This window comes from Prevotella mikamonis (assembly GCF_055381405.1).
Genome location: NZ_AP035785.1, coordinates 2,438,241 through 2,456,963, shown reverse-complemented (window position 1 = coordinate 2,456,963; position 18,723 = coordinate 2,438,241). Strand labels below are relative to the sequence as shown.

Annotated in this window: 14 protein-coding genes and 2 tRNA genes; 6 read left to right on the top strand and 10 right to left on the bottom strand. The window is 48.7% G+C overall.

The window, feature by feature from the left end; translation table 11 throughout:
* Positions 1–8: 8 nt before the first annotated feature.
* The 6 genes from ACZ42L_RS10280 to ACZ42L_RS10255 all read right to left on the bottom strand — a co-directional run bounded on the left by ACZ42L_RS10280 (position 9) and on the right by ACZ42L_RS10255 (position 8,773).
* Positions 9–1,439 carry a PKD-like domain-containing protein gene (locus tag ACZ42L_RS10280; RefSeq protein ID WP_464702701.1) on the bottom strand — a complete coding sequence of 477 codons (1,431 nt, stop codon included), beginning with the start codon at positions 1,437–1,439 and terminating at the stop codon, positions 9–11.
* 6 nt (positions 1,440–1,445) lie between these two features.
* Positions 1,446–2,168, bottom strand: a complete 723-nt coding sequence (locus tag ACZ42L_RS10275; RefSeq protein WP_464702700.1) for a DUF4843 domain-containing protein — start codon at positions 2,166–2,168, stop codon at positions 1,446–1,448.
* Positions 2,169–2,196: 28 nt separating this feature from the next.
* Positions 2,197–3,636 carry a RagB/SusD family nutrient uptake outer membrane protein gene (locus ACZ42L_RS10270; protein WP_464698913.1) on the bottom strand — a complete coding sequence of 480 codons (1,440 nt, stop codon included), beginning with the start codon at positions 3,634–3,636 and terminating at the stop codon, positions 2,197–2,199.
* 17 nt (positions 3,637–3,653) lie between these two features.
* The gene (locus ACZ42L_RS10265) at positions 3,654–6,680 is read right to left on the bottom strand and encodes a SusC/RagA family TonB-linked outer membrane protein (RefSeq protein ID WP_464702698.1); all 3,027 of its coding nucleotides are present in this window, start codon (positions 6,678–6,680) and stop codon (positions 3,654–3,656) included.
* An 834-nt stretch (positions 6,681–7,514) separates the two neighbouring features.
* Positions 7,515–8,396: an IS3 family transposase gene (locus tag ACZ42L_RS10260; protein WP_464698445.1), complete on the bottom strand. Its 882-nt coding sequence runs from the start codon at positions 8,394–8,396 to the stop codon at positions 7,515–7,517.
* Positions 8,397–8,404: 8 nt separating this feature from the next.
* On the bottom strand, positions 8,405–8,773 hold the full coding sequence (locus ACZ42L_RS10255) for a transposase (protein ID WP_464698446.1): 369 nt from the start codon (positions 8,771–8,773) through the stop codon (positions 8,405–8,407).
* A gap of 399 nt (positions 8,774–9,172) precedes the next feature.
* Here ACZ42L_RS10255 and ACZ42L_RS10250 point away from each other — a divergent pair.
* The 6 genes from ACZ42L_RS10250 to ACZ42L_RS10225 all read left to right on the top strand — a co-directional run bounded on the left by ACZ42L_RS10250 (position 9,173) and on the right by ACZ42L_RS10225 (position 14,832).
* A tRNA-Gly gene (locus ACZ42L_RS10250) sits at positions 9,173–9,245 on the top strand.
* 36 nt (positions 9,246–9,281) lie between these two features.
* Positions 9,282–9,367: transfer RNA gene (locus ACZ42L_RS10245), tRNA-Leu, on the top strand.
* A 30-nt stretch (positions 9,368–9,397) separates the two neighbouring features.
* On the top strand, positions 9,398–11,074 hold the full coding sequence (locus tag ACZ42L_RS10240; RefSeq protein WP_464698909.1) for a tetratricopeptide repeat protein: 1,677 nt from the start codon (positions 9,398–9,400) through the stop codon (positions 11,072–11,074).
* On the top strand, positions 11,075–12,058 hold the full coding sequence (locus ACZ42L_RS10235; protein ID WP_464698907.1) for a DUF4369 domain-containing protein: 984 nt from the start codon (positions 11,075–11,077) through the stop codon (positions 12,056–12,058).
* A gap of 33 nt (positions 12,059–12,091) precedes the next feature.
* A complete protein-coding gene (locus tag ACZ42L_RS10230) occupies positions 12,092–13,633 on the top strand; it encodes a YifB family Mg chelatase-like AAA ATPase (RefSeq protein ID WP_464698905.1) in 1,542 nt (513 codons plus the stop codon).
* Positions 13,634–13,689: 56 nt separating this feature from the next.
* On the top strand, positions 13,690–14,832 hold the full coding sequence (locus ACZ42L_RS10225; protein ID WP_464698904.1) for an energy transducer TonB: 1,143 nt from the start codon (positions 13,690–13,692) through the stop codon (positions 14,830–14,832).
* Between the two features lie 151 nt (positions 14,833–14,983).
* Here ACZ42L_RS10225 and ACZ42L_RS10220 read toward each other — a convergent pair whose 3' ends face one another.
* The 4 genes from ACZ42L_RS10220 to speA are packed head-to-tail and all read right to left on the bottom strand — an operon-like array spanning position 14,984 to position 18,701.
* Positions 14,984–15,466, bottom strand: a complete 483-nt coding sequence (locus ACZ42L_RS10220) for a pyruvate ferredoxin oxidoreductase (RefSeq protein ID WP_464698903.1) — start codon at positions 15,464–15,466, stop codon at positions 14,984–14,986.
* Positions 15,456–15,968 (bottom strand): RNA polymerase sigma factor, encoded by a 513-nt coding sequence (locus ACZ42L_RS10215; protein WP_464698901.1) that lies wholly within the window; start codon positions 15,966–15,968, stop codon positions 15,456–15,458. The genes ACZ42L_RS10220 and ACZ42L_RS10215 overlap by 11 nt, the downstream gene beginning before the upstream one ends.
* Positions 15,969–16,028: 60 nt before the next feature.
* The gene (gene argB / locus ACZ42L_RS10210; RefSeq protein ID WP_464716031.1) at positions 16,029–16,802 is read right to left on the bottom strand and encodes an acetylglutamate kinase; all 774 of its coding nucleotides are present in this window, start codon (positions 16,800–16,802) and stop codon (positions 16,029–16,031) included.
* Between the two features lie 6 nt (positions 16,803–16,808).
* The gene (speA, locus tag ACZ42L_RS10205) at positions 16,809–18,701 is read right to left on the bottom strand and encodes a biosynthetic arginine decarboxylase (protein WP_464716030.1); all 1,893 of its coding nucleotides are present in this window, start codon (positions 18,699–18,701) and stop codon (positions 16,809–16,811) included.
* Positions 18,702–18,723 lie beyond the last annotated feature (22 nt).

Below are 18,723 nucleotides of genomic sequence, written 5' to 3'. Positions count from 1 at the left end.
CTCGTAGTTTATTGTTCGCGGTACGTCATGTTTTTGATTTTCCCGGTAATATTCTTTTTCTCCCAGAGCTTCTTAAACTTGTTATTAATATCATAGCAGTAGATACTTCCCTGCTTTTCCTTGGTATTGTCGTTCGTAGCTACATACAGTTTGCTATTGTCTGCACTGACATACATATCGGCAATTTTTTCATTTGCATCGCCCACTGTAAATTCTTCTTTTACAGGATAGTTTCCATTGGAGAGTACGCTGAAATCATATACCTTGTTTCCATTGGTATAAATCACCATATTATGCTCAGGAGCTGTACGGATGATAGAACCATCGGCTATACCACTCGTAGCAGGCATCTCACCGGAGAATTTGATGACGGCATCTATCACCTTCTTGTCTTTGTTACGACGGTAGTAGCCTGGGAATATATTATAGAACATGAACTTCCCATCTGCTGTCTTCGTAATCATAGCAAGGTCGCGCTGACCGTCAGAACCGCCCATACCGATGAGTCGCTGCCCTGTAAACGTACCCGGCAGGATTTCCTTCGGGATATACAAGCCCGTCTCTATCTCTTTAGCAACCAAATGACCATGAGCATTGTCGAAGAAAGCGATAGCATGAATGTACGACTTGTCACTGCGATACCACAGCGTCATGTTGTCGGCAAACTCTGAATTCTTCTCCTTCAAGTCCCTCATCAAGCTATAGGTAAGGTCGAAAATACGATCTTGCCGGGGTTCTTTTCCCATGAGCTGATGACCTACCGTCATCAGCAGCTGCTTGGGATACGACTGCGGATTCATAGCAAGCCATGACACTTCGCCACCGGCATCCACACCTTTGAATACGGTCATCAGATTGGCATTCATCTCGTACACCTTGGATGGATTGCCCATAGCCACAAAAATCACAGGCGTACCCGTAATTGTTGCAAAAGTAATCGCCTTGGGATTGGCTGGGAATTTCTCTGTCTCATTGTTCTTAGACAAGGCATCTAGCTCAAAATTCTTTTTCTCTACACCATCGGGTAGATAAGAAACGATAGACTTGCCTTGATAGTCTGCCAAGATATACAATCCCTGCACATAGGAATACTGCACGTTGAGCGTAAACTCGTACAGTTTTATATCATCGCCGTTGGTGATTTTAAGACGCACGGGATGCTCGCCGAAGTCTTTACAGAGATAGCTTAGCTTCTTTGTATCGGCCACTTTCTTGTAATCTATTTCCCACTCATAGGCAATTTCCTTCTGAGTGTTGGTCTGTGTAATTTCAGGATCAAGCTCAAACTTGTCCCAACGGTTTACCGTGTAAGTTTTCTCCAACGGAGTGGCCAATGCCAGCTTTGAGGTAGCATTATTGCCCTGCGTGGAATCGTCGGTAATACATGAGGCTGCGGATATTGCCAACACCGCCAATGCCAAAATATGCTTTATCTTCATACTTCCTTATACGTTTTCTTCAGGGTGCGCATTAAAATATGCTACAACATCCTGTATATGATAAATGATTTCATAATACAACTCAAGATTCAAGCCACTTAGAGCTTCTTCTATCTTTGCAGGGTCGCCATTGTAATATTCCAACAACTTGCGATACTTGGCTGTCGTATAAGGGCCTATTCCCAAATAACTTTCCATAAAATCCCACACAGCATTGGGACGGAGCAGCACATTGTCAAAGGTTATCGTCACCTTATTACTACTGCCGAACCTTACACCCAAGTCGTCGCTGTTGACCAATCGCAGCACCAGCTTGATACCTTCGGACGCAGTGCTTGATAGATTTTTACGCAACAGTTCAACAGGTATATTGCCTGTCACCTCATTGGCAGCAATGGTAAAGGTTGCGGGTAAGGCCGTATAATGAACGCCGGCCTTGGCCGTACTGGCAGCATCTACCTCTACCTTGAAAGTCTGTGCGCGATCCATCGCCTTGCCTGCTATGCGCACAGGAATATCAATCCTGTGAGAGGTTATGGTATCCGATACAGGACCGAAAGTATAGTTCAACAACGTATCATTGGCATGAGCGTAGTAAAAATACACCTGGTTCGGACTGGTATAGTAACCATCCTCGCTGTATTCGCCGTCATAGTCTATATTGCTGCATGCGGACATTCCCATGAGAACAGCCAATGCCACACACAAATATGTTATCTTATTTTTCATATAATTATCTAGTTAAAATGATGACTGATTACTTGTTTCCATATTCAAGTTCGCGGTCGGGCCAGGGCAGCACCATAATACCCGTGGCAGGATCGTAGTTTGTCATGCCACGGAAATCGGTAAATCCACGCCCGTAGTGCTTCAACGCATAGAACACCTGGCCTTCGCCCGGCATCTCACGCATGCGCTCCCGAATCATTTCCTGCTCAAACTTTGCTCTGTCGCTTACCTTTGCATCTTCTATATTATCGAGATGGCGGCTCTCCCTTACCTTATTCAGATACATCTTTGCCTCATTGGGATTACTGCCATACAAGCTTTCGCTCAGGATGTAGTACATTTCGGGCAATCGAATCAGCGTCAAGCCTTGCAAAGGACTGCTTGTCACTTCTGCATCGGAAGCAATGAAACGCACAAAGCTGGCCGTATTCTCACTGGCATTCATCTGGTAGAAGCCACTGTAACGAATATCAAACACCGTTCCGGTGAACTTGCTGCTCTCGTAAAGCTCTGCCAAGTCGCGACGTCCTTCCATAAAGTTACCACGTGCCTTCTGCGAAAGGAAGATGCTGGATATATCGTTAGACAGCTGCGTGTTGTACAATCCGAAGATTACTTCACCGTCGGCGGGGAAACGACGCATGTCGCTCATCGTGGTCAGTTTTTCGAGTTTAAAGTTATCCGACTCTACGATTTTCTTGGCATATTCTGCTGCCTTCTCATAGTTGCGCATGGCATAATACACTCTCGCCTTGGTAGCCAGCACGGCATACTTGTTGAAGAACACCGCACGTCCGGCCAGATAATTGCTCGTTGCCGTCTTCTCTACCTCTACCTTTTCGTCATTGGCCAACAGCGTCTCTGCCTCGTCCAAGTCTTTCAAAATCAACTTATAGGTGTCATGCAGCGAATAGAGAGGTTTATTCTTCAAATCGAAGGTCGTGGAATAAGGCAGTCCACGCGTTGTGGCATCACTCTTGGCATAATCTTCACAGTAGAGACGTGAAAGGTCAAAGTGCAGGAAAGCACGCAGTCCCAAGCATTCTCCCTTCATATAGTTCAACTCTTCGTGACTGAACTTGGCCTTATCTATATGGATAAGAATATTGTTCAGGTCGGCAATAGTTGCATATTGCTCGCCCCACACGGTGTTGATGAGTGTCTTCACATCATCGCGTGTGTAGCTATATCTGCTTATATAATAGCTCGTACTCTCTACATTGTCATACCCGAACATTTGTCCCAGCTGGTCTACAAAGCCATACGAGAGATTAGCCCCATATAACTCCTTGGAAGCCATTTTCCCATAGATTCCATACATGGCGTCGCGGAAACCGCGTATATCATTGAATTGTAAATCTTGCTCCAACTGACCGGCTGGCTGAACATCAAGGAAATCGTTGCACGAAGACAGTGTTGTCACACCTGCAAAAGCCAGCAACAGTATATTTATATATATCTTTTTCATCTGTTTTTTATTAGGGGTTAGAATGAAAATCTTGCCGAAAGTTCAACGCTGCGGTCGTAGGGATAAGACAATCCACGCTCACGCTTTACCGATGACCAGTAGAACAGGTCGTTGGCAACCATCTCCAGGTGCAGGCGTCTTACGCCGTATTTCTGTATGAAACTCGTAGGTACTTCGTAAGCCAGTGTGAGACTGTTGAGCGTGAGATAGTTGTTGGTTTCTACAAAGCGCGAAGTCTGCATAGGAGTACTGTAATCGGCTATATTCTTGAATTTAGCAATATCGCCGGCATTCTTCCATCGGCTTGTAAACACGCGCTCATCGGCATTATAGCGCGGGTTAGCTCCTTCCACCTTGCCTGCCAGCGTCTCGTTGTACACAGCACCGCCAAACGAATAACGGAACGATACACCCAGCGAGAACTGCTTGTATGTAAGATAGGAACTGAGCGTACCGATACCGAAGGGCGTCGTGTCGCCGAACACCACCTTGTCGTTGGCATCGTAGACAAATGTATAGTTACCATTGCGCTTGATATAGATTTCCTGACCGGTTGCAGGGTCGATACCTGCCGAGGGAACTACCTTCAAGGCCGTAAGCGACTGCCCTTCTTCATAGATGGGCAGCGGACTGATTCCGCCCTTCTTCTGGTTCTGCTCGTTTTGTTCACGCAGCGCATTGCTAATCTTCTTGATTTTATTCTCGTTATAAGAGTAATTCAAGCTCAAAGACCATTGCCAGTCTTTATTCTGAATAGGAATAACCCTTGTCTGGAATTCAAAACCTCGATTCTCTACCTCGCCCACATTCTCGCGCGAGGTGGAAACACCTACCGATGGAGCTTTAGTAATGTCAAGCAACAGATTGTCGGTATTCTTGATATAATAGTCGGCCGAGAAATCGAGTCGGCCATTGAACACCGTCATATCAATACCGATATTGGTACTCAGCGTACGCTCCCATTTCAGGTCGGTATTTCCGATAGTCAATGGCACTGCTCCAATACCTTTCACGTAGTTATAGCCATTGGCATAGCTGTAGGTGGTGAGGGCTTGGTAGGGTTCAAACGAGATGTTACCCAGATAACCCATGCTCGCACGCAGCTTCAGGAGTTGGAAAGGCAGCCCTTTCATAAACTGCTCGTTGTGTATGTTCCAACCTCCGCCCACACTCCAGAACGGAGCAAAACGGGTATTCTTACCAAACTTTGAAGAACCTTCGTAACGATAGATAAGGTCCAGGAAATAGCGATTGTCCCAGATGGCATTGGCATTGGCAAAGAAGCCCACACCTGTATATTTGGAATCAGAGCCACCAGGCTTGCCGGCATCGTACTGCGAAGCAAAAGCCGGATGCCCCAACTTGTCGGTATAGAATCCGATAGAGGTGTACGAAGAGTTGTCTATCGACGACGACTCGATGCTGCTACCACCCATCGCGCTCAGGAACAGCTTCTTGAACAGATAGCTGTTGTAGGAAACCATCACCTTGCCTTGATAGGTAGTCGTACTGCTGTTCGACTCCGTCAGTCGGCCACGACGCGAAACATCGCTCACCGTCCTCAACTGCTCGGCCGAGAAAGGAGACACAAAACTGCGGTTGCTGTATTTTACTTTCTGGAAAGAGAAATCTCCGTCTATACGAATCTTCTCTCCCAACCACACTTGCAAGGTCGTCGTATTCAGGAAGTCCAGGTTGTCGCCCTTGCCATAGCTTCCCAATGATGCCTCGTACAACGGATTTGACATGCTGTAGTTCAGCGTGGGACGCAGCGTGCCATTGGCATCGTAGGGGTTCTCATAAGGATTCTGACGCGCCCACGCCGAGAAGTCTCCATAAGGCGATGCGTTGGTCTTGATATTCGAAAGAGTAGAAGAGTTGGATACAAAGAACTTGCCCGACACGTTATAGCTAAGCCTGAAATTGCTTGAAAGACGCTGGCGGTCCGAACCTTTCATCACACCCCCATCCTTACCGTAACGCACACCCAGACTGTAGCGGGCACGCTCGTCGCCGCCATCAAGGCTCAGGCTGTGCGAGTGAGACAGGGCGTTGCGCAGCGGTTTCGAAATCCAGTCGGTATTCACACCGTCCATCACTTCACCGTAAATCCTTGCATACTTTTGGTCAAGCAGATACTGCTCGGCGTTGTTGGCATCACTATATAGTCCTGCCAACCGCTCATACTCCAACTTGTCTGCTGCATTCAGCAGATTATAGTCGCTCAGGTCGGGCGTAGACAGACGCAGCGTGCCACTGTAATTAACTTTCAGTCGGCCACCCGTAAGCGCCTTGGTCTTGATAACGATGACACCAGCCGAAGCCTTAGCACCGTAAAGAGCCGACGCCGAAGCATCTTTCAACACAGTCACCGTCTCTATATCATTCATATCCATGTCGTAGACATATTCCACACTTACCTGCGAACCGTCTACCACAAACACCGGCATATTGGCCGTTCCCGTAAATGTTGCCCGTCCACGGATATTGATATCTGCCATTTTGTTGGGGTCAGAACCACCCACGTTATCATCCAGCACCATCATACCCGGAACAAAAGCCGACAGGCTCTTCAGCACATTCTTCGTACCCACGGCCATCAGGTCTTCCCGCTTTACCGAAGTCTGCGCTCCTGTAAAGCTGTTTTTGTTCTTGGTGCCGTATCCCGTTACTACGACCTCGCCTATCTGGCCGGCATCCTCTTCCATGACAATATTGCCTACAGTGCCGTTTTTCACAGTCCGCACCACATCCTTATAACCTATATAAGAAAAGGTGAGTCGGGCCTCTTTGGCCGATGTTGTTATATCGTAATGACCGTCAAGGTCGGTGATATAACCTCCGGTAAATCCTTCCATACGGATAGTAACACCCGTCAGCGGAATACCGGCCGCATCCGTTACCTGCCCGTAAATACGCCCTGTGCGTACCGGCTGCTTGTTTTCAGTAGTCTGTGCCATGGATTGCAAGCAGCAAGGTCCGGCAGCCATGATACCCAACCACGCCCAACCTGCAAGGCGAAAAGCGAATTGTTTATTCCTCATCTTGTTTTGTAAAAAATTGATTACAGCTTCCAGGATTACCCAGCCAGCCTCTAAAATTATAACATTCCAACAATAGTTAACTCTTTGTGTTTATTAGTTTTAAGTTGCAAATATACACAAATATTAGCACACATCAAGCAGAGCGAAATAAAAAAATCATATAAACACCCTTTTTACATATCTTTCCCCTTCGTTTGCCTGTCCACTTGTTTACCAAACACTTACAGCAAAACGAATTGATTATGAATAATCAAAGTAGGTAAAGTCTGGAGAATTGCAGGGACACGGCATGCCACCTTCGCAAGCGGGAGTAGCCCTATCCCCAGCTGGAGGGGCGAATAGAATTAGCCCGACAACTCAGAAACCGGGAATACTTCTTTAGACAAAGGAACAAAAAAACACAAGGAAAGAACCGACAAAAGCCATAGTTGAGATGCAACCAATAACTAAAGAACTCGCAAACTCAAAAACTCAAAAAACTGCAAGGCCTCCGCAGCATTGCTGCAAAGGCCAAACAGAAATGCTGCAAAGCCCAGTCAGCAACACTGCCAAGCCGTTGCAGTATTTTGAGTCTGATGTGTACTGGTTTTAGTTGACAGCTTTTGTTTTTAAATTGATTATCTGTTGACACCTGCGATTCTTATTTTCCATGCAGGTTGTCACCTCTTTCTCCAAAGTTCATTTCTGGTTGACAGCTGTCGTCGAAGTGCAAAGTTAATGTTTCTTCATTGTCCGTCCAAAGGTTGACCTCTTTTTTTATGATGGATGGACTCTATGGAGAATACCGGGGGAGTCCTGGCGTCGGGGGCTTGCATCCTCCCCGGAGCGAATCCCCTAGGCTGCACGGCCCAGGAGCCTGAGCAGTTCCTGCTGCGGTGTCCGCATCTCCAGGCTCTGGTGCGGGCGTACGGTGTTGTATAGCCTCACGGCCTTGGCCACGAGTTGACTGACCTCCTCAAAGCTCTTGTCATGGGTATCGAAGAGCCAGCCGTTCTTGACGGTGTTGTTCATCCTCTCGGCCAGGGCATTGTGGAGCGGGTCTCCGGTCTGGGTCATGCTGATACGGATGCCGGAACGCTCCAGGAGGGAGACGTACTCATGGCAGCAATACTGTACACCGCGGTCTGAATGGTGAATCAGGAGGGTCAGGTCCACACCGTACTCCCTGTAGCATCCCATGGCCATCTGCATGGCCTGGATGGGGCCTTCCCTGGCCAGTGTGGGGTGCAGGGCCCAGCCGAGGATCACCCGTGAGGCGGCATCGGTGACCAGCGACAGGTAGGCCCAGCCCGAAGACGTGGCGACATAGGTGATGTCTGCCACGCAAAGTTCGCCCAGGCGGTGGGGACGCAGCTTGGGAGTGGTGTTGACCAGGTCGCCGTAGATGAAGTAGCCGTGGTTGGAGAAGGTTGTCCGGGGACGCTTGCGACGGCGTTGGCACAGGCCGTTGGAGCGGAAAAGGGCATAGCACTGGTCGCGGCCGAGGGTGAACTTGGGACCGAACTTCCTACGGCACAGTGCATAGAGTTCGCGCATGCCCGCCTTGGGCATGTCCTTGAGGACCTCGCCGGCATACAGCACGATGCTCGTGCGAAGGACGTCCACATCCATGGAGCGCTCTACGTGGCGGTAATAGCCTTGCCTGCTGATGCCAAGATAACCGCAGAGGAAGGAGACGCAACCCTTGAGCCGGCAGCATTCCTCCCCCTGAGACAAGGTACTGATTACTTGGCATCGGAGTTTTTTCGGATACGGATGTTGAACTTCTTCTCGGCAAGGTCTATCATCGTGGAGTTGGCAAGGCTGCGAACCTGCTCCTGGGCAAGGGCATGCTTGAGACGCTTGAGTTCCTCGGCGTGGGCCTTACGCTCACGGGCCAGCTGGGCCTGGAGTTCCTCGACGGTGGTGGGAATCTGTGCTTGTTTCATCAGCTCGGATATGGATGAGGTGTCCGGATGACCGTAGCAACGCAGGATGTGGCGGAACGTGGTGTAGGGAATACCGCGACTCCCGGCGAAATGGTAGGCATCAAGGCCACTGGTGATGTACTGACTTAATAACAAGAGTTTCTCCGTTTCATTGTACTTAATCATGACGGTTTACGTTTTTTAATTAATACGTGGATACTGTCAACTTATTCAGTACACTACAGTCTGTAAGTTTATAAGTTTATGAGTTATGGCGTTGGTAAGTCCAATGGATAATTGACAATTGAAAATGGATAGTTGAGAATGGATGATTGATAGGTAAAAGATTTGAGGACTGTAGTCCGATAAGCAGCGAACATTCTTATTTGTAGGGGGCGAATTGCATTCGCCCCCTATAACCTTCTGTTTTTTCAGTGCATATAATCTATATTTGCAAGGATATTTATATAAGGTACATACGCGACACTGGAATTAAAAAAAATGCAATTCGTTTGGCTATTCCGAGATTATCAACTATCTTTGCATTCACGTTGCAGGGCAATATCGTTTCGCCCTGCGGTCTACGCGGAAATAGCTCAGTTGGTAGAGCACGACCTTGCCAAGGTCGGGGTCGCGGGTTCGAGTCCCGTTTTCCGCTCTCTTTACATTCTGAAAGACAACAAAGATTCCTGATGCCGCAATGGTGGAATTGGTAGACACGAGGGACTTAAAATCCCTTGGCCAGTAATGGCTGTGCGGGTTCGAGTCCCGCTCGCGGCACTTTTTTACCTCCTAAACTTTAATCGAAGTATGAATAAAAGCCTTATTCTTTCTTTATCTGTAGGTGCATTAACAGCCCTTTCCTCTTGTTCGGGGAAGATGGGAGCACTCTCGGCAGACTATTTCACAGTAAATCCAAATCCACTAGAGACAGTAGGCGGCGAAGTTCCTGCCACCATCAACGGCGTATTTCCTGAGAAATATATGAAGAAGAAGGCTGTCGTGACCGTGGTTCCCGAACTGCGCTACGGCGGTGGTCGGGTGGTCAGAGGACAAGGTGCAAGTTTCCAAGGCGAAAGTGTGATGGGCAACGACCAGAGCATTTCGTATCGCTTAGGTGGCCGATACACCATGAAGACCAACTTTGACTATACGCCCGACATGCAGAGCAGTGAGATGTATCTCACGTTCGACGCACGCATAGGCAATAAGACGGTGAAGATTCCGGCCGTGAAAGTGGCCGACGGCGTCATCGCCACGAGCGAGCTTTACCGACAGACGCTGATTAACGGAGGAGCTTGCATAGCTCCTGACTCTTTCCAACGCGTGAACGCTATGAAGCAGGAAGCCAACGTGAGATTTCTCGTGAACCAAGCCAACCTGCGCCAAAGCGAACTGAAAAACAACAGCGTGCAAGAGTTTGTGAAACTGCTCAAGAGAATCAATGCCGACCGCGAGCAGCTGAATATCCAGAATGTCGAGGTCTCGGCTTACGCTTCACCCGAAGGCGGATTCGATTTCAATGACAAGCTGGCCAACAAGCGCCAGACCGTCAGTGAGGGATATGTGAAACAGCAACTCAAGAACACAAAGGTGGAAGCACCCATCGACGCCCACTATACGGCACAGGACTGGGAAGGTTTCCAGCAGTTGGTATTGGCTTCAAACATCCAGGACAAGGACGTGATTCTGCGCGTACTCTCCATGTATAAAGACCCACAGGAGCGCGAACGGCAGATTCGTAACATGAGCGAAGGATTCCGCGAACTGGCCGACGAGGTGTTGCCCGAATTGCGCAGAAGTCGCCTGACCATCAACTACGAGACCATCGGGCGCGATGACGCACAGATTAAGGCACAGTATGTGGCCGACCCTGCCAAGTTGAGTTTGGAGGAATTGCTCTACGCTGCAACGTTGGAAGAGAGTACGGCCAAGCAGGCTGCCATCTATAAGAAGACCACGGAACTCTACGACAAAGACTATCGCGCTTACAACAACTTGGGTGTATTGGCCTTCAACGAGGGCAACAACGCAGCAGCTGCCGACTACTTCAGACAGGCACAGCGCGTAGACAGCAAGGCTCCCGAAGCCTTTGCCAACCAGGCTTTGATGGCCCTGCAACAAGGTAACGTGAAAGAGGCAGAAGCCAAACTGTCGGAGGCAGTGAATGCCAACGGCTTCAACGAGGTGATGGGCAATCTGAATATCGCCAAAGGAAACTTTGCACAGGCAGCCGAAAACCTGAAGAACTCTGACAGCAACAGCACTGCACTGGCCCAATTACTCAACAAGGACTATGCAGCTGCAACCCTTACATTGAAGAGCATCAAGCATCCCGACGCCATGACAAGCTATCTGCATGCCATTATCAGCGCACGCATGAAGAATAAGTATGCTTCCAACTCCTATCTAAAAGAAGCACTGGAAAAGGATGCTTCACTGTCGAAATACGCAGAGAAGGATCTGGAATTTGCCAAGGTCAGATAAATGGGAAAACTCATACAGTTCATACTGCTCACCCTGATTCTGGTTTCGTGTGGGACGAACGGTCGACATTTCAAGATTGACGGACGTCTCATCAACCTGAATCAGGGTGAGTTTTACGTTTACAGTCCCGACGGTGGCATCAATGGAATGGACACCATCAAGGTCGTCGGCGGTCGTTTCTCGTACGAGACTCCTCTCGAACGAGAAGCCACATTGATGATTGTATTTCCTAATTTCTCCGAACAGCCGGTGTTTGCCGTGCCTGGTAAGACCGTCGACATCAAGGGCGATGCGTCCCACCTGAAAGAGATGGAGATTACGGGAACGAAAGACAACGAACTGATGACGAAATTCCGCCAACAGATAGTGAATAACTCACCGCCCGAAATCCGCAAACATGCCGAGCTGTTCATTGCCGACCATGCCGACTCGCCTGTCGGAGCTTACTTGGTAAGCAAATACTTCTTGCTGACACCGCAGCCCGACCATGCCAAGGCCATACGCTTGCTGACAATGCTGAGACAGGCACAGCCCGACAATGGCTACCCTGCCCGACTGCTCCAGAAAGCCCGCAACATGCCTACAGGACTACCTGCATTCACCGCAACCGACATCAAGGGCAAGCGCATCGACAGCAGGACACTCGCCAAAGTTCCCATCGTCATCATCAACACATGGGCCACCTGGAGCTACGAATCTATGGATGCCGTGCGCCGACTCAAGCAATACAGCGAAGAGCTTGGCAGCAAACTGGCTATCGTCAGCATCAGTCTGGATGCCGACCCGAAGCTCTGTAAGGAAAATGTGGAGCGCGAAGGATGGACGTGGAGCGTGGTGTGCGACGGCAAGATGTTTGAAGGTAATCTCGTCAAGCGACTGGGATTGTTCAACATTCCCAACAACATCGTGATGAAACGTGGTCGTATCGTGGGGCGCGGGATGACTTCCGAACGGCTTCGCAGCGAACTGGAGAAGATGAAATAACGACACATCGTTGCACCTTAATACCAAGAAGACATGTTAGTAAAGACTTATTGTGCGGCCGTCAACGGTCTCGACGTGACCACTGTTACCATCGAGGTGAGCCTGACACCGGGTATACTCTATCATCTTACCGGACTTGGCGACGAAGCCGTGAGAGAGGGACGAGACCGCATAGCTGCTGCCTTGCAATACAACGGTTTTCAATTTCCGAAAGCCGACATCACAGTGAATATGGCACCGGCCGACCTACGCAAGGAAGGCAGTAGCTTCGATTTACCGTTGGCCATCGCCCTTCTGGCCGCCAATGGAAATATTCCCGATGAGTCTCTGGGGCGCTATATGATGGTGGGAGAATTGAGTCTTGACGGTCATCTGCAACCTATCAAAGGTGCTTTGCCCATTGCCATCAAAGCGCGCAACGAACACTTCGACGGTCTTATCGTGCCTCGACAGAATGTGCGCGAAGCTGCCGTGGTGAACAATCTCAATGTCTATGGCATGGAATCGCTACTCGATGTGGTGAAGTTTATCACAGGGACAGAGAATTATGAGCCTACCACCATCGACACCCGACGCGAATTCTACGAACAACAATATAAATTCGATCTGGACTTTGCAGATGTCCGAGGACAGGAAAACGTGAAACGCGCACTCGAAGTAGCAGCTGCCGGAGGACATAATCTGATAATGATTGGGCCGCCGGGAAGTGGAAAGTCGATGATGGCCAAGCGACTGCCGTCCATCCTTCCACCTCTTTCCCTGGCCGAAAGTCTGGAAACCACACAGATACACAGTGTGGCAGGACGACTGGGCAAAAACGACTCACTCATCTCACAACGTCCGTTCCGTGCCCCTCACCATACTATTTCGGAGGTTGCTCTCGTGGGCGGAGGAGCTAATCCCATGCCCGGCGAGATTAGCTTGGCACACAACGGCGTGCTCTTTTGTGACGAGTTGCCTGAGTTCAACAAGCATACGCTGGAGGTAATGCGACAGCCACTGGAAGACCGGAAAATAACGATTAGCCGTGCAAAATACAACGTAGAATATCCCTGCTCGTTCATGTTTGTGGCCAGTATGAATCCGTGCCCATGTGGATATTACGGAGACCCTACGCACCATTGTGTCTGTTTGCCGGGCCAAATCATACGCTATATGAATAAAATCAGCGGGCCGCTGCTCGACCGTATAGACATTCAGGTGGAGATAACGCCTGTCCCGTTCAAGGATTTGAGCAAAGTGCAGCCCGGAGAACCGAGCAGCATCATTCGCGAAAGAGTTATCAAAGCACGCGAGATACAGACTGCACGCTTCCACGGACAGGCTCATGTGCATTGCAACGCACAGATGTCGGAGCGCATGATACATCAATTTGCCGAACCCGACAGCACTGGCCTGGACATGCTTCGCACTGCTATGGAGCGGTTAAGTCTGAGTGCTCGCGCCTACAGTCGTATCTTGAAAGTGGCCAGAACCATTGCCGACCTTGCCGGAAGCGAGCAAGTGAGCGCACAGCATATAGCCGAAGCCGTGAGCTATCGTAATCTTGATCGGAGTGACTGGGCAGAGAGATAGATGAGGATTCGGCATCGGTAAAATGCGTATTGTCATAGTATTATAGCTGATTAGATATGAAACAGACCTTATTCTGTATATTCCTCTTTATGTGTAACATGTGCTGTCAAGCTGTGAGACCACAGAATGACCGCATCTATATCAACGGGGTCGAGTTCAATTTGCTTACACGTCCGATTGAAATGGACGCGCAATTAACCAAGGCCTTACAGTCATATCTGCCTTGGGAACAGGATGGCTGGACAGATAGCGACAATGATTATATAGCTTATTGGACTGTCGAGAATGAGCAAATAGTACTTGACAGCATCTACTATCATCTGGTAGGAGGAGCTAAACCGGAAATCAGTCGGCTGAAAGGCTATGAGAAGATATTTAAAGCGTATTCACATCACGGCCGAATTGTAGCCGACTGGGTGACAGATACGCTACGTGCCGGCCGCGGAAATCTGTTAACATACAGTAATATAGGAGGAGCGAAAGCATACTCAGAAGAACGAACTATCGCTGTAGACAAAGGACAAATCAAAAACATACGACAATGGAATTACGAGAAAAGGCCCGGCAGGAATTTCCAAGAAATATTCAGCCAAGACAGCATTGATTATTGGTTTGCACTTGGTAAATACCCGGAATTAGCAGGTAAACACGTCGGATTTCATGCCAAGCTGAAGCTCAACAGCAACCAATTTGCAGAGGTAGATACCGTCATGATGTATGTTATCGAAGGAGGAAGTATTCCTGAAGCGCGATGCCGAGCTATTGCTCAGATGGTCAAACGAACCATAGAAAGCATCTACCCTCTGGAAGTAATCACTGCTGGAAACCACGTTTACCAGGCCACACAGGACTGGCTCTTCAATCCTAAATATACTAACCGTCCTTTAGAACCTATCTATAGTGTTTGCGATACGATGCCATCGTTTCCTGGAGGTATCGGAGAGATGATGAGATTTATTGCATATCATCTTCATTATCCTGCCATAGAAAGCGACTGGCAAGGGCGAGTCGTTCTTCAGTGTGTGGTAGAAAAAGATGGTAGTCTGGCGTGCATCAACATCAGGAAAAGCCTTTTCTACCCTTTTGATGCTGAAGCTATCAAGGTTGTCCGCAAATTCCCCAAGTTCCATCCTGCCATTCATCATGGTCAACCAGTGCGTTGCGAATACAACATTCCTATAAACTTCAGGATAGAATAACATCTAAGGTTACAACAAAATAAAAGGGCTGCACCATTCAGTACAGCCCTTTACTACGTTAGTATGTTATGAAAAATTTGAGAGAATAGAAGCTTCACAGCTTCGTTGTTGTTTTACTAAACATGATTTATAGAGAAAGCATAGAAATAATCTATTTGAGTATGGCAGTGCCCGACATCGGGACAGCATCTATACTGGAATGCTGAACAGAGTCGATAACGGCGGAATCCGTCAGTGCAACGGCTGCTCCTTCGTGGGTCTTCTCCACTGCTGCACCGGCATAGCCATCGGTCTTATCATCAAATGTAGCCTGAGCGGCATTGCCAAGAGTTAATATGATAGCTACCACAGCAGCTGCCTTGAACAGCGGACGCAGACGATAGGCCATAGAGACGGTGCGTGCCTTTACAGGAGCAGTCTCTTCTATCATTGACAGAATCTTGGCATCAAAGTCGCTTCCCAGCACGTCTGTCCGCACTTCCTGCTGCTCATAGGCGAACAACGGCTTGTACTTGAGCAGACTGGCAGGAATGTCTTCCTGGCTGAAGAATGCTTTCAGAATCTCCTCTTCCTCAAGAGTGGTCTGCGCATCCCAATAGCGTGCCAATAGCTGATCGATGTATTTATAATCCATAATTGTCGATTTCTTGAAATTTTACTTTGATAGCCTGACGTGCCCGATAGATGTTTACCTTCACCTGTTCTTCGGTTATTCCGAGTACGGAGGCTATATCCTTATAGGATTTTCCCTCAAAATCGCGTAGTTGCATACAACTGCGCTGTTTCTCAGGCAATTCATCCACGAGCTTCCTTACTACATCCACCCTGTCGTTTCGTAGCATTTGCTCGTACGGATCAAGAGATTGGTCGGGGCTATCGGTATCATGTTCGTCAAGCGAATCATTCTGACTACCGTGGCGTTTGATGCTGTCGAGCGCTAAATTTCGACATATTGTGAAGCAAAAGGCCTCAATAGACTCTATTTCCTGCCATGTTTCACGCCTGTCCCACACCTTTATCATCGTTTCCTGCACAATGTCTTCGGCTTCGGCGCTGTCTAGCGTGATGCGGAGAGCGAGCCGATAGAGCTGATTCTTCAGCGGCAATACATCGTTTCGGAAACTGATTATTTTCATCTCTCTAATTGAATGACGAATGGAATAAAGGAAAGTTACAGGATAAACAAAAATTAACTTTTAGCGAATTACAGTACCTTGCAATCCGTCAATAGCGGTTGCCTGTGTGATGATAACCCGTGAAACACCGGCCTCAACGGCAGCCAAAGCGTTCTCCAACTTAGGAATCATGCCACCAACAACAATTCCGTCGGCCACATAGCGTGCAAAGTCTTGGCGCGTTATCACAGGAATAACACTCTCATCATCATCGGGCTTGCTCAATACTCCTTTCTTTTCAAAACAATACATCAGCGTCACATCGTAGCAAGCAGCCAATGCCTTGGCCGTCTCGCCAGCTATGGTGTCGGCATTGGTATTGAGCATATGGCCCTCGCCGTCGTGGGTCAAAGGAGCTATGACGGGCGTCAGACCATCCTCAATGAGTGTACATAGCCCGTCGGCATTCACTTGGTCGACGTCTCCCACAAAGCCGAAATCTATCCCGTCTTGAATCGGACGGCGATGCGAACGAATAGCATTCAGGTCGGCCCCAGTCAGTCCGAGGGCGTTTATCCCCATCGCCTGCAAGCGTGCCACAATATTCTTATTCACCAATCCGCCATAGACCATCGTCACTACTTCCAACATATCGCGGTCGGTCAGGCGTCGGCCATCCACCATCTTAGTCTCAATACCAAGGGATGCAGCCACTTTTGTAGCCTTGCGACCACCTCCATGAACAAGCATCTTTCGTCCTTTTATGCCCGAAAAATCGTGTAAAAGACGTGCCAACTGAGCCTCGTCTTCTACCACAGCACCACCAACTTTAACGATTGTCAGCTTCTCTTTCATTTCGATTTACTCCAGATAGGTATAGCCGTACAACCCCGAACGATAATTACTCAGGAACTCTTTACCCTCTTCCAACGAGATTTTACCCTGTTTTACGCTCTTCGTTACCCATATTTCCAGTTGCCGAACGAGCTTTTTGGGGTTGTACTGAACGTAGTCGAGTACCTCTTCCACCGTCTCGCCGTCAATAATCTGGTCGATATGATAGCCACCGTCCTTTACAGAAATATGTACGGCGTTGGTGTCACCAAACAGATTGTGCATGTCGCCGAGAATCTCTTGGTAAGCACCGATGAGGAAAACACCGAGATAGTAAGGCTCGTTGCGCTTCAAGGGATGGACAGGCAGCACGTGACTGATGTGTCCATCGTTCACGAAGTTAGCAATTTTTCCATCGCTGTCGCACGTAATATCCTGCAACGTAGCATTGCGAGCAGGGCGTTCATCGAGTCTTTGGATAGGCATGATGGGGAACAACTGGTCGATAGCCCAACTGTCGGGCAAGCTCTGGAACAAGGAGAAGTTGCAGAAATACTTATCAGCCAGGAGCTTATCGAGTCCCTTCAATTCCTCCGGTACATGCTTCATAGTCCGGCAAATCGAATTGATTTCATGCGTAACACTCCAATACATACTCTCTATCTCGGCACGCGTCCGCAGGTCTACGATACCATGCGAGAAGAGTTCCAGTGACTCTTCACGTATCTGTTCGGCATCGTGCCAGTCTTCCAACATCGTACGCGGATTCAGATTATCCCATATCTCGTAGAGATCTTTCACCAGCTGATGGTCCGATTCCTTCGGTTCGAACTCTTCAGGCATCTCCGGCAGACTGGCAGTTTCCAGCACATCTATCACCAATATAGAGTGATGAGCCGTAAGCGAGCGTCCACTCTCGGTGATGATATTAGGATGTGGAATTCCGTTTTTATCGGCCGCATCCACGAAAGTGTACACACAGTCATTCACATATTCCTGTATGGAGTAGTTCACGGAGCTCTCGCTGCTCGACGAACGTGTACCGTCATAATCGACACCCAAGCCGCCACCGCAGTCCACAAAGTCTACTGCATACCCCATCTTGTGCAGGTTGATATAGAATTGGGCAGCCTCTCTCAGCGCTGTCTGGATGCGACGAATCTTCGTTATCTGGCTTCCAATGTGGAAATGAATCAGATGCAGGCTGTCTTTGAGTCCTTTCTCTTCGAGAATCTCCAATGCCTTCAACAGCTCCGACGAGTTCAATCCGAACTTAGAAGCGTCTCCACCACTTTCTTCCCATTTGCCACTGCCACTCGAAGCCAGCTTGATTCTGATACCCAGATTGGGCTTCACCTTCAGCTTCTTGGCCGCCTGAGCAATGATTTCAAGCTCGTTCAATTTCTCCACAACGATGAAAATACGCTTTCCCATCTTCTGTGCGAGCAGTGCCAACTCGATATAGCTCTGGTCTTTATAGCCATTACAGATTATCAGCGAATCGCTCTGGCACTGTACGGCAATCACTGCATGAAGCTCAGGCTTCGAACCGGCCTCCAAGCCCAGATTGAATTTGCGGCCGTGCGAGATGATTTCTTCGACTACCGGTTGCATCTGGTTCACCTTGATAGGATAGATGATGAAGTTCTCCGCTTGATAGTTATATTCCTTCTTCGCCTTATTGAAGCACGAAGCCGTCTTCTCGATACGGCTGTCAAGAATGTCGGGGAATCGCAGCAATACCGGTGGTGTCACGTCGCGCAGCAACAGTTCGTCCATCACATCGCGCAGGTCTATCTGTGTATTGTCCTTGCAAGGTGTAACATAGACATCACCCTTCGGGTTGATGCCGAAATAAGAGGTTCCCCATCCATTGATGTTGTAGAGTTCCTTGGAGTCTTCAACAGTCCATTTTTTCATCGAAGTATCTTGTTTAGGAAAT

What these genes read in the sequence shown, in the direction of transcription:
- ACZ42L_RS10275 (WP_464702700.1), bottom strand. Translation starts at nt 2,168, where the DNA reads ATGAAAAATAAGATAACATATTTGTGTGTGGCATTGGCTGTTCTCATG.
- ACZ42L_RS10255 (WP_464698446.1), bottom strand. Translation starts at nt 8,773, where the DNA reads ATGATTAAGTACAATGAAACGGAGAAACTCTTGTTATTAAGTCAGTAC.
- ACZ42L_RS10265 (WP_464702698.1), bottom strand. Translation starts at nt 6,680, where the DNA reads ATGAGGAATAAACAATTCGCTTTTCGCCTTGCAGGTTGGGCGTGGTTG.
- speA (WP_464716030.1), bottom strand. Translation starts at nt 18,701, where the DNA reads ATGAAAAAATGGACTGTTGAAGACTCCAAGGAACTCTACAACATCAAT.
- ACZ42L_RS10215 (WP_464698901.1), bottom strand. Translation starts at nt 15,968, where the DNA reads ATGAAAATAATCAGTTTCCGAAACGATGTATTGCCGCTGAAGAATCAG.
- ACZ42L_RS10220 (WP_464698903.1), bottom strand. Translation starts at nt 15,466, where the DNA reads ATGGATTATAAATACATCGATCAGCTATTGGCACGCTATTGGGATGCG.
- ACZ42L_RS10240 (WP_464698909.1), top strand. Translation starts at nt 9,398, where the DNA reads ATGAATAAAAGCCTTATTCTTTCTTTATCTGTAGGTGCATTAACAGCC.
- ACZ42L_RS10225 (WP_464698904.1), top strand. Translation starts at nt 13,690, where the DNA reads ATGAAACAGACCTTATTCTGTATATTCCTCTTTATGTGTAACATGTGC.
- ACZ42L_RS10235 (WP_464698907.1), top strand. Translation starts at nt 11,075, where the DNA reads ATGGGAAAACTCATACAGTTCATACTGCTCACCCTGATTCTGGTTTCG.
- ACZ42L_RS10270 (WP_464698913.1), bottom strand. Translation starts at nt 3,636, where the DNA reads ATGAAAAAGATATATATAAATATACTGTTGCTGGCTTTTGCAGGTGTG.
- argB (WP_464716031.1), bottom strand. Translation starts at nt 16,802, where the DNA reads ATGAAAGAGAAGCTGACAATCGTTAAAGTTGGTGGTGCTGTGGTAGAA.
- ACZ42L_RS10280 (WP_464702701.1), bottom strand. Translation starts at nt 1,439, where the DNA reads ATGAAGATAAAGCATATTTTGGCATTGGCGGTGTTGGCAATATCCGCA.
- ACZ42L_RS10230 (WP_464698905.1), top strand. Translation starts at nt 12,092, where the DNA reads ATGTTAGTAAAGACTTATTGTGCGGCCGTCAACGGTCTCGACGTGACC.